The 12,988-nt window shown below is 69.4% G+C and carries 12 protein-coding genes; 8 read left to right on the top strand and 4 right to left on the bottom strand.

From position 1 onward, the window contains the following. The first annotated feature begins 6 nt into the window (after positions 1–6). Genes KTN05_RS05620 through KTN05_RS05645 form a run of 6 tightly spaced genes read left to right on the top strand, consistent with a single transcriptional unit; the run spans position 7 to position 5,884 of the window. Positions 7–2,844, top strand: coding sequence for a monovalent cation/H+ antiporter subunit A (locus KTN05_RS05620; protein WP_217328411.1), 2,838 nt, complete (start codon positions 7–9; stop codon positions 2,842–2,844). Continuing rightward, positions 2,844–3,191, top strand: coding sequence for a Na+/H+ antiporter subunit C (locus KTN05_RS05625; RefSeq protein ID WP_217328412.1), 348 nt, complete (start codon positions 2,844–2,846; stop codon positions 3,189–3,191). The genes KTN05_RS05620 and KTN05_RS05625 overlap by 1 nt, the downstream gene beginning before the upstream one ends. Beyond that, positions 3,188–4,714 (top strand): monovalent cation/H+ antiporter subunit D, encoded by a 1,527-nt coding sequence (locus KTN05_RS05630; protein ID WP_217328413.1) that lies wholly within the window; start codon positions 3,188–3,190, stop codon positions 4,712–4,714. The genes KTN05_RS05625 and KTN05_RS05630 overlap by 4 nt, the downstream gene beginning before the upstream one ends. Beyond that, a complete protein-coding gene (locus KTN05_RS05635) occupies positions 4,711–5,202 on the top strand; it encodes a Na+/H+ antiporter subunit E (RefSeq protein ID WP_217328414.1) in 492 nt (163 codons plus the stop codon). The genes KTN05_RS05630 and KTN05_RS05635 overlap by 4 nt, the downstream gene beginning before the upstream one ends. 11 nt (positions 5,203–5,213) lie before the next feature. Continuing rightward, positions 5,214–5,483 carry a K+/H+ antiporter subunit F gene (locus KTN05_RS05640; protein ID WP_217328565.1) on the top strand — a complete coding sequence of 90 codons (270 nt, stop codon included), beginning with the start codon at positions 5,214–5,216 and terminating at the stop codon, positions 5,481–5,483. Then, complete coding sequence (locus KTN05_RS05645) at positions 5,480–5,884, top strand: Na+/H+ antiporter subunit G (protein WP_254368007.1); 405 nt, start codon at positions 5,480–5,482, stop codon at positions 5,882–5,884. The genes KTN05_RS05640 and KTN05_RS05645 overlap by 4 nt, the downstream gene beginning before the upstream one ends. A 4-nt stretch (positions 5,885–5,888) precedes the next feature. Here the strand turns inward: KTN05_RS05645 and KTN05_RS05650 are convergent, their stop codons facing one another. Genes KTN05_RS05650 through fsa form a run of 3 tightly spaced genes read right to left on the bottom strand, consistent with a single transcriptional unit; the run spans position 5,889 to position 8,193 of the window. After that, positions 5,889–6,827 (bottom strand): tyrosine recombinase XerC, encoded by a 939-nt coding sequence (locus KTN05_RS05650; protein WP_217328415.1) that lies wholly within the window; start codon positions 6,825–6,827, stop codon positions 5,889–5,891. Then, on the bottom strand, positions 6,824–7,540 hold the full coding sequence (locus tag KTN05_RS05655; RefSeq protein WP_217328416.1) for a DUF484 family protein: 717 nt from the start codon (positions 7,538–7,540) through the stop codon (positions 6,824–6,826). The genes KTN05_RS05650 and KTN05_RS05655 overlap by 4 nt, the downstream gene beginning before the upstream one ends. Then, positions 7,537–8,193, bottom strand: a complete 657-nt coding sequence (fsa, locus tag KTN05_RS05660; RefSeq protein WP_217328417.1) for a fructose-6-phosphate aldolase — start codon at positions 8,191–8,193, stop codon at positions 7,537–7,539. Before fsa ends, KTN05_RS05655 begins: the two co-directional genes overlap by 4 nt. A gap of 146 nt (positions 8,194–8,339) precedes the next feature. Here fsa and KTN05_RS05665 point away from each other — a divergent pair, with 146 nt between their 5' ends. Beyond that, positions 8,340–10,553 (top strand): primosomal protein N', encoded by a 2,214-nt coding sequence (locus KTN05_RS05665; RefSeq protein ID WP_217328418.1) that lies wholly within the window; start codon positions 8,340–8,342, stop codon positions 10,551–10,553. Positions 10,554–10,690: 137 nt separating this feature from the next. Here the strand turns inward: KTN05_RS05665 and KTN05_RS05670 are convergent, their stop codons facing one another. Next, the gene (locus tag KTN05_RS05670; protein ID WP_217328419.1) at positions 10,691–11,446 is read right to left on the bottom strand and encodes an N-formylglutamate amidohydrolase; all 756 of its coding nucleotides are present in this window, start codon (positions 11,444–11,446) and stop codon (positions 10,691–10,693) included. A 92-nt stretch (positions 11,447–11,538) separates the two neighbouring features. On the opposite strand from KTN05_RS05670, the gene pyk reads away from it, so the two are divergent. Continuing rightward, positions 11,539–12,987 carry a pyruvate kinase gene (pyk, locus tag KTN05_RS05675; RefSeq protein WP_217328420.1) on the top strand — a complete coding sequence of 483 codons (1,449 nt, stop codon included), beginning with the start codon at positions 11,539–11,541 and terminating at the stop codon, positions 12,985–12,987. The last annotated feature ends 1 nt before the right edge of the window (position 12,988 follow it).

The following is a 12,988-nucleotide window of genomic DNA, read 5'->3' on the forward strand; positions in this document are numbered from 1 at the left end:
GGTTGCATGTCTCCAGCCCTGATCGCATTGCTGCCGTTCATCGGCGCGCTGTTTCCCGCCCTGCTGATCCGCTCCGGGCGGGACGTCGTGGCGATAGGATGCGCGGTGTTTTCCTTTACGGCGCTGCTGGGGCTCTGCCTGCATATCCCCGCGGTCATGGACGGGCAGGTCGTCGTCAGCCGCATGGACTGGCTGGCGCAGATCGGGCTGTCGGCCAGTTTCCGGCTGGACGGGCTGGGGCTGCTGTTCGGTATCCTGATCCTCGGGATCGGGCTGCTCATCATCCTCTATGCGCGGTATTACCTCGACCCGAACGACCCGGCGGGCGAGTTCTTCACCTATCTGATGCTGTTTCAGGGCGCGATGATGGGCATCGTGCTGAGCGACAACGTGCTGCTGCTGCTGATCTTCTGGGAGCTGACCTCGCTGTCGTCCTTCCTGCTGATCGGCTTCTGGAAGCACCTGCCCGAAGGGCGGCAGGGCGCGCGAATGGCGCTGGGGGTGACGGCCCTCGGCGGGCTGGCGATGATCGCCGGGCTGCTGATCCTCGGCCATATCGCCGGATCGAACGAGCTGAGCGACATTCTTGGCGCGCGCGAGGCGATCCAGGCCTCGCCGCTCTACGAGACCGCGCTGGTGCTGATCCTGATCGGGGCGTTCACCAAGTCGGCGCAGTTCCCGTTCCATTTCTGGCTTCCGCGCGCGATGGCCGCGCCGACGCCGGTTTCCGCCTATCTGCACTCGGCCACGATGGTGAAGGCGGGGCTGTTCCTGATGGCGCGGCTGTGGCCGGTCCTGTCGGGAACGCCCGAATGGTTCTGGATCGTCACGGGCGCGGGGCTGGTCACGATGCTGCTGGGGGCGGCGGTGGCGCTGTTCCAGGACGACCTCAAGGGGCTGCTGGCCTATTCCACCGTCAGCCATCTGGGCCTCATCACGATGCTGCTGGGCTTCGGCACCGAAGGCGCAGCGGTGGCGGCGATGTTCCACATCATCGCCCACGGCACCTTCAAGGCGGCGCTGTTCATGACCGCCGGGATCGTGGACCACGCGGTGCACACGCGGTCGATCGGGCGGTTGGGCGGCCTCGCCCGGCTGATGCCGGTGACGTTCGCGGTCGCTGCCATTGCGTCGCTGTCGATGGCGGGGATACCGCCGCTGAACGGGTTCCTGTCGAAAGAGATGATGCTGGAGCAGGCGGCCAGTGTGCCGGCCGCATGGATGGGATGGCTGGCGACGCTCGGCGCGCTGCTGTCCGTGGCCTATTCGCTGCGCTATGTGGCGCATGTTTTCCTTGGCCCGGTGCGGGACGACTATCCGGCCCGTCCGCATGATCCCGGCTTCGGGATGTGGGCGGGTCCTGCGCTGCTGGCGCTGCTGGTGGTCGTGATCGGGCTGATGCCGAACGCCACCGTCGGCTGGCTGGTGAGCGCCGCCGCGTCCGCCGTGACCGGGGCCGAACTGCACCCGCATTTCTCGCTGTGGCACGGATTTACCCCCGCGCTGCTGATGTCGGCGCTGGCCATCGTCGGCGGGATCATCCTGCTGGCGCTGTGGAGCGGGGCGGACCGGCTACGCACCGGACTGCCGGTGCTGGACGCCAAAGGTTACTACGATTCCTTTGTCGGCGCCTCGACGCGGCTGTCGCGCCTGATGGCGGACGGGATCACCAACGGATCGATGTCGCGGGCGCTCGCCTTCCTGATGGTGGTGATTGTCGGCTGCGGAGTGCTTGCCTATGCCTCGGGCTTCGCCGGGCCGCTCGACCGGCCGATGACGGAGGTCACCTCCATCGCGCTGGTCGGCTGGGTGCTGCTGATGACCGCGACCCTCAGCATGGTCGCCTTCCACCGGCACCGCGTGCTGGCGCTGGTGCTGGTCGGCATCGTCGGGCTGATGCTGTCGGCGACGTTCGTCTACCTATCGGCGCCCGACCTCGCCCTGACCCAGATCAGCGTCGAGGTCGTCACCGTCATCCTGCTGCTGCTGGCGCTGAACTTCCTGCCCAAGATCACGGTCGTGGAAACCGGGGTCCCCAAGCGCGGCGTCCATGCCTTCATCGCGGCTTCGGTGGGCCTCGGATTCGGCGGGCTGACCTGGGTCATCACCCGCAGCAACGCCTCGTTCGAGGCGATCTCGGGCTACATGCTGGACAACAGCTACAGGCTGGGCGGCGGGACCAACGTGGTGAACGTGATCCTCGTGGACTTCCGCGGCTATGACACCATGGGCGAGATCATCGTGCTGGGCATCGCGGGCGTCGCGATCTTTGCGGTGACGCAGATGCTGGTCAGCGGCGCCTCGGGCGAGCGGCTGCGCGGTTGGGTCCACGACATGCCCCGCGCGGGCGAGCGGCATCCGCTGATGCTGGTCGTCGTCACGCGGGTTCTGCTGCCGCTGATGCTGGTCGTCGCCGCCTATATCTTCCTGCGCGGCCACAACCAGCCGGGCGGCGGCTTCGTCGCGGGGCTGATCGTGTCGATCGCGCTGGTGACGCAATACATGGCCTCGGGCTTCGCCTGGGCGCAGGAGCGGCAGAAGCTGTCCTATCACGCCCTGATCGGGCTGGGCGTCCTCGCCGCCGTGATCACCGGCGCGGGGTCGTGGTTTGTGGGGCTGCCGTTCCTGACCTCGGCCTACGGCTATTTCAAGCTGCCGCTGCTGGAGGAGTTCGAGCTGGCGACCGCGATGGGCTTCGATCTGGGCGTGTTCCTGTGCGTCGTCGGCGCGGTGATGCTGGCGCTGCATTCACTGTCCCGCATTGCCCGGCAGGCGGGGCAGACGGTGAACCGCAGGCCGATGGATTATGACGGCGATACGCGCGACTCGGGGGTGAACGGCTGATGGAATTCCTCGTGTCGTCCGCGATCGGCGCCATGTCGGCCGCCGGGGTCTATCTCATTCTCCGCAAGCGCAGCTTCGCCGTGGTGCTGGGCACGACCATGCTCAGCTATTCGATCAACCTGTTCCTGTTCTCGACCGGGCGGCTGGTGGTCAACGCGCCGCCCGTCCTTGATGATGCGGCGCTGACCTATACCGACCCGCTGCCGCAGGCGCTGGTGCTGACGGCCATCGTCATCAGCTTCGGCATGACGGCGGTGACGCTGCTGATGGCGCTTGGCGCGTTCATCCAGGGCGGGGACGACCGCATCGACATGCCCGCCCGCGACCGGGAAGGGGGCGCGCAGTGAATCACTGGCTGATCGCCCCGGTCCTGCTGCCCGCGGTGACGGGCGCGCTGACCGTCCTGTGGATGCGCAGCGATCTGGTCTCGCAGCGGGTCCTTTCGACCGCCGCGACCGCTGCGCAGGTGCTGCTGGGGCTTTACCTGCTGTCGCTGGCGGGCGGCGGAGAGATCCACGTCTATCGCCTCGGCAACTGGCAGGTGCCGTTCGGGATCGCGCTGATGCTCGACCGGCTCAGCGCGATGATGATCCTGCTGACGGCGGTGCTGGCGCTGGCGGTGCAGCTTTACGCCATCGGCTCGGGCTGGGACGGCAGGGGGCGGCATTTCCACGCGCTCTACCAGTTCCAGCTGATGGGGCTGATGGGCGCGTTCCTGACCGCCGACGCCTTCAACCTGTTCGTCCTGTTCGAGATCCTGCTGATCGCCAGTTACGGCCTGATGGCCCATGGCGGGGGCGAGATGCGGATGCGCGCCTCGGTCCAGTATGTGATCTACAACCTCGTCGGCTCGACGCTGTTTCTCGCGGCGCTGGGGACGATCTATGCCGCGACGGGCACGCTGAACATGGTGGACATCGCGGTGCGAGCGGCCGAGCTGCCGGCGGATGACACCGCGCTGCTGCGGGTCGGCGCGGTGCTGCTGATGCTGGTCTTCGCCGTCAAGGCGGCGCTGGTGCCGCTGCATTTCTGGCTGCCCTCGACCTACGCCAATGCGCCCGGCCCGGTGGCGGCGCTGTTCGCGATCATGACCAAGGTCGGGATCTACGGGATCGTGCGGTTCCATGTGCTGGTCTTTCCGCATGAGGGCGCGACCGGCACGCTGATCGCCGACCTGCTGCTGCCCGCCGCGCTGCTGACGCTGGTGATCGGACAGGCGGGGGTGCTGGGCGCGCGCAACCTGCAACGGATGACGGCCTATGCGGCGCTCGCCTCGATCGGAACGCTGGTCGTGGCGGTGTCGCAGTTCACGCCCGAGGGCGTCTCGACCGGGCTGTGGTATCTGCTGCACTCGACGCTGGCCGCGGGGGCGCTGTTTCTGGTCGTGGACCTGATCGGCGCGCGCCGGGGCGGGGATCTGTGGATCGTGCCCCGGTCCCGCATCGCGCAGTCGGGGCTGATCGGGGCGCTGTTCATGGCCGCGGCCTTGGCCGTCGCGGGTCTGCCGCCGCTGTCGGGCTTCCTCGGCAAGCTGGGGGTGATCCAGGCGACGCGCGGGGCGGACTGGGTGGTGACGATCTGGGCGGTGATCCTGATAACCTCGATCCTCGCCATCGTGGGCCTCGCCCGCGCCGGATCGCTGGTGTTCTGGAAGGCGCTGGAGATGCCTGCCGCTGCCGCGCCCGACGCTGAAGCCGGCCCCGCGCAGGGCCTCGCCCTGTCGGCGGCGGGGGCGCTGGTCGCCGGGCTGGCCCTGCTGACCGTCGCCGCCGGGCCGGTGATGCGCTATACCGATGCCACCGCCGCGCAGCTCTTCGATCTCGAACCCTACGTTCAGACGCTGCTGGTCGATCAGGAGGGGTCGAAATGATCCGCCGCATCCTGCCGCATCCGGCCCTGTCGCTGCTGATCGTCATCGTGTGGATGGGCGTGGTCAACCGCTTCGCCTGGGGCTCGCTGGTCTTTGCGGCGATTCTGGGCATCGCGATTCCGCTGTTCACCGCACGCTACTGGTCCGAGCGGCCGATGCTGCGGAATCCGTGGAAGGCGGCCTCCTACACGCTGCTGGTGGTCTGGGACATCGTGAAGGCCAATATCGACGTGGCCAGGATCGTCCTGTTCATGCCCGTGGCCGATCTTCGCCCCGCCTGGGCCGTCGTGCCGCTTGACCTGAAATCGCCCGAGGGGATCACCGTGCTGTCCGCCACGATCACCCTGACGCCCGGCACCGTCACCTCGGACATCAGCGAGAACGGCAACGCCCTGCTGATCCACTGCCTGCACGCCCCGGACCCCGATGGCATCGTGACCGACATCAAGACGCGCTACGAGGCGCGCCTGAAGGAGATCTTCCGATGACCGACCTGCCGCTGATCCAGCTTGCCCTGTGGTTCGCCTTCGGCTGTTTCGGGCTGGCGCTGCTGTGCTGCCTTTACCGCGTGGTGTTTTCCAACGCGCTGACCGACCGCATCCTCGCGCTGGACACCATGACGATCAACGTCATCGCCGTGCTGGTGCTGGTGGGCATCGCGCAGGGCACGACGATCTATTTCGAGGCGGCGATGCTGTTCGCGATGTTCGGCTTCGTGTCCACCGTGGCCTTCGCCAAGTTCCTGCTGCGGGGGGACATCATCGAATGATGCTTCTGGTCCAGATCGTCGTGGCGCTGCTGCTGATCGTCGGAGGGGCCTTCGCGCTGATCGGGGCGTGGGGGCTGGTGCGGCTGCCCGATCCGATGACGCGGCTGCACGGGCCGACCAAGGCCGCGACTCTGGGCGTCGGCTCGACGCTGATCGCCTCGATGCTGTTCTTTCTGGGCGTCATGGGCGATTTCAGCTGGCACGAGCTGCTCATCGCCATGTTCCTGTTCGTGACCGCGCCGGTGACGGGGCTGTTTCTTGCAAAGGCAAACCTGCATCGCCGCTGGGACCCGGCGCGGATTCCGCCGCCGCCCGGCGAAGGCAATGTCTGGGCGACCTATGGCGATCCGACCGAGAGCCCGCAGGAACGCCTCAGCGCCGAGCCGGAGCAGATCGAGTGATCGCTCAGCCGCGCGGATGCGCCGCCTGGTGGACTTCCAGCAGCCGGGCGTCGTCCACGGCGGTATAGACCTGCGTCGTTGACAGGCTGGCATGGCCGAGCAGTTCCTGGATCGTCCGCAGATCGCCGCCGGCCGCCAGCAGATGCGTGGCAAAGCTGTGTCGCAGCGCGTGGGGCGTCGCCGTGGGCGGCAGGCCGAGCGCGTGGCGCAGGCCGGCCATCCCTTTCTCCACCGCCCCCGCCGACAGCCGCTTGCCGCGCACGCCGCGGAACAGCGGATCGTCCGCGCCGAGATCGAACGGCGCGATCCGCAGATACGAGGCGATGGCGGCCCGCGCGACCGGCAGCACCGGCACCTGCCGCTCGCGCCCGCCCTTGCCGTGGATCAGCAGCGACTCGCCCATGGGCCAGTCGCGGCCGTTCAGGGACAGCGCCTCGGAAATCCGCAGCCCGCAGCCGTAGAGCAGCGTCAGCACCGCCACGTCGCGGGCGGCGACCCACGGGGTTTCATGGGTGACGGCGGCGAGGTCCAGCACCGCGCGGGCCTGATCCACGGCCAGCGGGCGAGGCAGGCTGCGCCGGTAGCGCGGCCCGCGCGAGGAGAGGGCGCGGCTGACATCGAACCCCTCGCGATCCGCCAGCCAGCGCAGGAAGCTGCGCACCGCCGACAGCCGGCGGGCGAGCGAGCGGGCCGACAGCCCCCGCGCCCGTTCGGACGCGGCGAAGGCGCGCATGTCGGATTGGGTCAGATCGCCCATGCGGGCGGGCAGGGCGGGTCCGCCGTGATAGCCGCCGAGGAAGGACAGGAACGCCAGCAGGTCGGCCTGATAGGCGGCGATGGTGTGATCCGACCGGTCACGGGTGGCCCGCTCGCCGTCCAGCCACCGGGCGAGCGCATCCGCCATCGCGGGCGCAAGCGCCAGCGGTGGCGGCGCGGCGGTCATTCCCTGAGCCAGCCCAGCAGGACCAGCCGGAACACCTGCCCGAAGAAGCGCAACAGGTCGGTGCCCTGCGCCGGCGTGAACCGTCCCGGCTCGGCCGAGCCCATCAGCAGCAGCGCCGGGTGGCGGTTCGGACCGAGATCGATGGGCAGCAGCGCCTCCGACGCGACCGGCTCGCCGTGGATCGCCAGCGTTTCGGACGCGGCCTTGCGCAGGATGATGTCGGCCCCGCGCGGCGCCCGTCGCCCGGCCGAGATCAACTGCGCGACCGTGCCCGCCGGCATCATCTGCAGCGCCCCATTCGGGTCCGGCTGCGGATCGGCGACGTTCGCCGTCTCCATCACCAGCCGCAGCGTGTCCACGCGCAGGATCGGCGCGACCTCGACGTTGAGCATGTCGAGGAAGCCGGCGAAATCCACCGGCTCCAGCAGGGCGATGATGGCGCGGTGGATCGTCTGCGTGCCCGACTGGTTTTCGTAGGCGGCCGAAATCACCGTCTCATGCGCCGCCTCCAGCCGGTCCAGCCGCGATTCCAGCGCCTCCATCGCGCGACCGCGGATGTCGATCACGTTGGCGCCCAGCTCCGCCTCGCGCGCGGCGACGAGGGCGCGCATCAGGTCGCGGTCGTGCAGGATCAGCGCCGGGTCGGCCAGCAGCCGGCCCCGGATCGCGTCGTCCAGCTCGTCATCCTCCCGAGGGGCGGCCGCGTCGGTCATGCGCCGATCTTCTGGCCGGTCTTGGCCCAGTCGGCGTTGAACTGATCCAGCCCCTTGTCGGTCAGGACGTGGCTCGCCATCGCCTTGATGACGGCGGGCGGAGCCGTGATCACATCGGCGCCGATGCGGGCGCAGTCGATGATGTGGTTGACCGAGCGGATGGACGCGGCCAGCACGTTGGTCTCATACCCGTAATTGTCGTAGATGGTGCGGATGTCGGAAATCAGCTCCATCCCGTCCAGCCCGATATCGTCCAGCCGGCCGATGAACGGGCTGATGAAGGTCGCGCCCGCCTTCGCCGCCAGCAGCGCCTGCGCGGCGGTGAAGCACAGCGTGACGTTGACCATGTGCCCGTCGTCGCTCAGCGCCTTGCAGGCCTTGAGCCCGTCCCAGGTCAGCGGCACCTTGACAGCGATGTTCGGGGCGATCTCCGCCAGGTGCTTGCCCTCGCGGATCATGCCGTCCGCGTCGGCGGCCACGACCTCGGCGCTGACCGGGCCTTCGACCAGTTCGCAGATCTCGCGCGTGACCTCGGCGATGTTCCGGCCTGATTTCAGGATCAGCGACGGGTTGGTCGTGACGCCGTCCACCATGCCGAGCTCGTGCAGCTCGCGGATGGCGGCGATGTCGGCGGTATCGACGAAGAATCTCATGGGCTGGCTCCTGTACCGGGTTGGTGCGGGGTGTAGCGCAGATCGCCTCTCGCGGGAAGGCCGGGCGGCTTGACCGGGCGGCAAAGGATGGCCCATTCCGTCGCGATGACACGGTGCGGCATGGCGATGGGCGGGACGGCGCTGCGATGAGGGAACCTACGTTCTTTCCGCATGGCGCGCGCGTCGGCGTGCTGACGACCGAGCCGGTGGGGCTGCTGGACTGGCTCGCCCCCGAGGGCGGCGTGCGGCTGGGGCAGCTGGTCATCGCGCCGCTGGGGCCGCGGCAGGTGCTGGGTTGCGTCTGGGGGCCGGGCGAGGGGACCTTCGACGCGGCCAAGCTGCGCCCGATCCTGCGGGTGATCGAGGCCGAGCCGCTGTCGCCGCGGATGATCGAGTTCCTGACCCGCGCCGCCGATTACACCCTGACGGCGCTGCCGGTGATGCTGCGGATGGCGCTGCGGGCCCCCGATCTGGCCCATCCGCCCGCCGCCCGCCGCATCATCCGCCGCGCCGGTGCGCCGCCCGAGCGGATGACCGACGCCCGCGCCGCCGTGCTGCGGGTGATCGACGATCACGGCGGAGCCGGGTTCGCCCCCTCGGAACTGGCGCAACTGGCGGGCGTCGGCGCGTCGGTGGTCAAGGGGCTGGTCGCCGCCGGGACGCTGACCGAGGAGCAGGCGCCGCGCGACGCCCCCTATCCGGCGCTGGACCCGGACCTGCCGGGCAAGCCGCTCGCCGCCGATCAGGCGGAGGCCGCCGAGGTGCTGCGGGCCGCCATCCGCGCGGGCGGCTACGGCACCACGCTGCTGCGCGGCGTCACCGGTTCGGGCAAGACCGAGGTCTATCTGGAAGCGGTCGCCGAGACGCTGCGGCAGGGCCGGCAGGCGCTGGTGCTGCTGCCGGAAATCGCGCTGTCGGCGGAGTTCCTCGACCGGGTCGAGGCGCGGTTCGGGGCGAGGCCCGGAGAGTGGCACTCGGGCGTGACCGGCGCGGAACGGCGGCGGCTGTGGCATATGGCGGCGAACGGTGCGGGGCAGGGCGGCGTCGGGATGGTCGTCGGCGCCCGCTCGGCGCTGTTCCTGCCGTTCCGCGATCTCGGGCTGATCGTCGTCGATGAGGAGCATGACGGCAGCTACAAGCAGGACGAGACGGTCTATTACAACGCCCGCGACATGGCGGTGCTGCGGGCCAGCATCGAGGGCGCGCAGGTGGTGCTGGCCTCGGCCACGCCGTCCGTCGAGTCGTGGGTGAACGCGGCGGCGGGGAAGTATCGCCGGCTCGACCTGCGCTCGCGCTACGGCGAGGCGGAACTGCCCGAAATGGCGGCCATCGACCTGCGGGAAGAAGAAATGCCCTCGGGGCGCTGGATCTCGCCGACGCTGACAAAGGCGGTCGAGGCGCGGCTGGAGCGGGGCGAACAGTCGCTGCTGTTCCTCAACCGCCGCGGCTATGCGCCGATCACGACCTGCCGAGCCTGCGGGCAGCAGGTGGGCTGCGACGACTGCGACGCGCGGATGGTGGAGCACCGGTTCCAGAAGCGGCTGGTCTGCCATCAATGCGGGGCGACGAAGCCGACCCCGGTGGCATGTCCGGCCTGCGGCACCGAGGGGAAGATGGCCGCCATAGGTCCGGGAGTCGAGCGGCTGGCCGAAGAGGTGGCGGAGCGGTTTCCCCAAGCGCGGGCGGCGGTGCTGTCGTCGGACCTGTTCCAGTCGGCGCGGGCGCTGAAGGCGACGATTGCGGACATCGCCCAAGGCGGGTCGGACATCATCATCGGCACCCAGATCGTCGCCAAGGGGCACAACTTCCCCGGCCTGACGCTGGTGGGGGTGATCGACGCCGATCTGGGGCTGCAAGGGGCCGACCTTCGGGCGGCCGAACGGTCGTTCCAGCTGATGCGGCAGGTGGCGGGGCGGGCCGGGCGGCAGTCGGGCGGCCGGCCGGGCGTCGCGCTGCTGCAGACGCACCAGCCCGACCATCCGGTGATCCGGGCGATCCTCTCGGGAGAGGACGAGGCGTTCTGGGACGCCGAGGCGGCCGCCCGGCAAACGGCGGCGATGCCACCCTTCTCGCGCCTCGCGGGGGTGATCCTGTCCCATCCCGACCAGCCGGTGGTCGAAGCCTATGCCCGCGATCTCGCCCGCGCGGCCCGGCCACTGCGCGACATCGGTGCCGATCTGTTCGGCCCGGCCCCCGCGCCGATTGCGCGGGTCCGGGCGCGCTACCGCGTGCGGATGCTGATCCGCGCGCCGCGTCAGGCGCCGTTGCAATCAGCCATCGCCGCGTGGCTTGCCGCCGCGCGCAAGGCGCCCGCGAATCTGCGGCTGAGCGTGGATATCGACCCGCAGAGCTTCCTGTGAGCCGTGTTAGCAGACGGGCAACGTCTCGTCGGGCCGCGCTGTCGAATGGTATTTGGGCCAGAAAGAAGCTGTCTGGCCGTGCTTCTTTCTGGTCCAAATACCCGTGTTCAAGTGACGCCGACGGTGGCCGGGCTGCGTCAGAGGCCGTTATCGGCCAGCACCCTTTCCAGCACCGGGGCGAGCTGGTCTGCCCATTGTTGCTGCCCCTCGGGCGCTCGGATCAGGTCGTTGCGGACCTCGATCAGCAGGTTCGGGCGGCCGTGGGCGAGCCCGTGGCGATCGATCGAATCGCCCTGCAGATGGCCGGAATAGGGCTGGTTGTCGCCGGTGATCCAGCCTTCGTCGCGGCAGGCGCGGACCATCGGCGGACCCAGCCGCTCATCCCGGTGCGAATAGAGGATGCCGACCAGCCACGGGCGCGGCGGGCGGCCCTTGAGCCGCGGCGTGAAGCTGTGGACCGCGCAGATCGCGCGGGCGGGGTGGGCGCCCGAGAGGCGGGCGTAAGCGTCGTGATACGGGCGGTAGAGGAGGTTCAGGCGGCGTTCGCGCTCGGCCGCGTCCGCACTTCGGTTGGTGGGAATCACGGTGCCGTCATAAAGCCGCATCAGCAGCGTGGGATCGTCCTCGCCTCGGTTCGGGTCGATCACGAGGCGCGAGAAATCCGACAGGATCGCCGGCGCGTCCAGCCGCTCGGCCAGCCGCAGGGCCAGCCCCGCCGCGCCCACGTCATAGGCGATGTGGCGGGCCATGTCGGCCTCGGCGATGCCAAGATCGCCGCCGTTCACCCATTGCGGCACCCGGTTCGTCGCGTGGTCGCAGGTCACGAGCCAGCGCGAGGGGCGGTCCGCGCCGTGGATGTGGAAAGCGGCGTCGTTCACGGAATCTTCGTCCATTCCTGCGATATAGCCGGGGCGACCGGCCGGGGCCAGTTGCCGCCCTCGGGCGGTTGGGACATAACTCGGCAGGGTTGACGGAAGGATACCGCATGAGACGGCACCGGAACGTGAAGATCGTGGCGACGCTCGGGCCGGCATCGACCGACCAGGCGACGATCCGCGCGCTGTTCGACGCAGGGGCCGACGTGTTCCGCCTGAACATGAGCCACGGCAGTCACGCCGACCACCTTGCCCGGTTGCAGGCCATCCGCGCGGTCGAGGCGGAAACGGGTCGTCCGATCGCTGTGCTGGCCGATCTTCAGGGGCCGAAGCTGCGGGTCGGCGTCTTCGGCAGCGGCCCGGTGGAGCTGGAGACGGGCCAGCATTTCCGCTTCGATCTGGACGCAGCGCCCGGCGATGGCGCCCGCGTGCAGCTGCCCCACCCCGAGATCTTCGCCGTGCTGGAGGTCGGATCGCGCCTGCTGGTCAATGACGGCAAGATCCGCCTGCGGGTCGAGGCCTGCGGGCCGGATTTCGCGGACTGCGTCGTGACCGCTGGCGGCACGATCTCGGACCGCAAGGGCGTGAACGTGCCCGATGTGGTCCTGCCGGTCGCCGCGCTGTCGGACAAGGACCGCGCCGATCTGGAATTCGCCTGCGAGGCGGGGGTGGACTGGCTCGCCCTGTCCTTCGTGCAGCGACCCGAGGACGTGACCGAGGCGCGCGAGCTTGCGCGCGGCCGGGCGGCGATCCTGTCCAAGATCGAAAAGCCCGCCGCCGTGCATTGCTTCGCCGACATCCTGAAGGTCTCGGACGGGATCATGGTGGCGCGGGGCGATCTTGGCGTCGAGATGCCGGTCCATGCCGTGCCGCCGATCCAGAAGCGGCTGGTGCGCGCCTGCCGTCATGCCGCCAAGCCGGTGATCGTCGCCACGCAGATGCTGGAGAGCATGATCGAAAGCCCGATGCCCACGCGGGCCGAGGTCAGCGACGTCGCCACCGCCATCTACGAAGGGGCCGACGCCGTCATGCTGTCGGCCGAATCGGCGGCGGGCCGGTTCCCGGTGCAGGCGGTGCAGACGATGGACGCCGTCGCCCGCTCGGTCGAAAGCGACCCGGTCTATCGCGAGGTGATCGAAAGCTCGCGCGGGGCCGGCAACCGCACCACCATCGCCGACAGCATCGCCGTCGCCGCCCGCGAGATCGCCGAGACGACCGACATCGCCGCCATCTGCGCCTTCACGCAATCGGGGACCACGGTCCGGCTGGCCGCGCGCGAGCGTCCGCGCGTGCCGATCATCGCCATGTCCTCGCAGCTGGACGTGATGCGGCGCATGGCACTGGTCTGGGGCGCGCATTGCGTGCTGACCCCGCCGCTGAACCGCTTCCGCGAGGCGGTCGTCAACTCGATCCTCGCCGCGCGGGAGTTCGAGTTCGCGGATTCCACCCGCAACCTCATCATCATCGCCGGGGTGCCCTTCAACACCGCTGGATCGACCAACATTCTTCGCGTCTCTCCCTGCGATGAACGGTTGATCTATCGCACCGACCCGGACTAGA

The organism is Paracoccus sp. Z118, assembly GCF_019061185.1.
Lineage (GTDB): Bacteria > Pseudomonadota > Alphaproteobacteria > Rhodobacterales > Rhodobacteraceae > Paracoccus.

Bases quoted from the DNA above. Each gene is read 5' to 3' on its own strand.
- KTN05_RS05620 (WP_217328411.1), top strand. From the start codon at position 7: ATGTCTCCAGCCCTGATCGCATTGCTGCCGTTCATCGGCGCGCTGTTT.
- KTN05_RS05625 (WP_217328412.1), top strand. From the start codon at position 2,844: ATGGAATTCCTCGTGTCGTCCGCGATCGGCGCCATGTCGGCCGCCGGG.
- KTN05_RS05635 (WP_217328414.1), top strand. From the start codon at position 4,711: ATGATCCGCCGCATCCTGCCGCATCCGGCCCTGTCGCTGCTGATCGTC.
- KTN05_RS05645 (WP_254368007.1), top strand. From the start codon at position 5,480: ATGATGCTTCTGGTCCAGATCGTCGTGGCGCTGCTGCTGATCGTCGGA.
- KTN05_RS05650 (WP_217328415.1), bottom strand. From the start codon at position 6,827: ATGACCGCCGCGCCGCCACCGCTGGCGCTTGCGCCCGCGATGGCGGAT.
- KTN05_RS05655 (WP_217328416.1), bottom strand. From the start codon at position 7,540: ATGACCGACGCGGCCGCCCCTCGGGAGGATGACGAGCTGGACGACGCG.
- fsa (WP_217328417.1), bottom strand. From the start codon at position 8,193: ATGAGATTCTTCGTCGATACCGCCGACATCGCCGCCATCCGCGAGCTG.
- KTN05_RS05665 (WP_217328418.1), top strand. From the start codon at position 8,340: ATGAGGGAACCTACGTTCTTTCCGCATGGCGCGCGCGTCGGCGTGCTG.
- KTN05_RS05670 (WP_217328419.1), bottom strand. From the start codon at position 11,446: ATGGACGAAGATTCCGTGAACGACGCCGCTTTCCACATCCACGGCGCG.
- pyk (WP_217328420.1), top strand. From the start codon at position 11,539: ATGAGACGGCACCGGAACGTGAAGATCGTGGCGACGCTCGGGCCGGCA.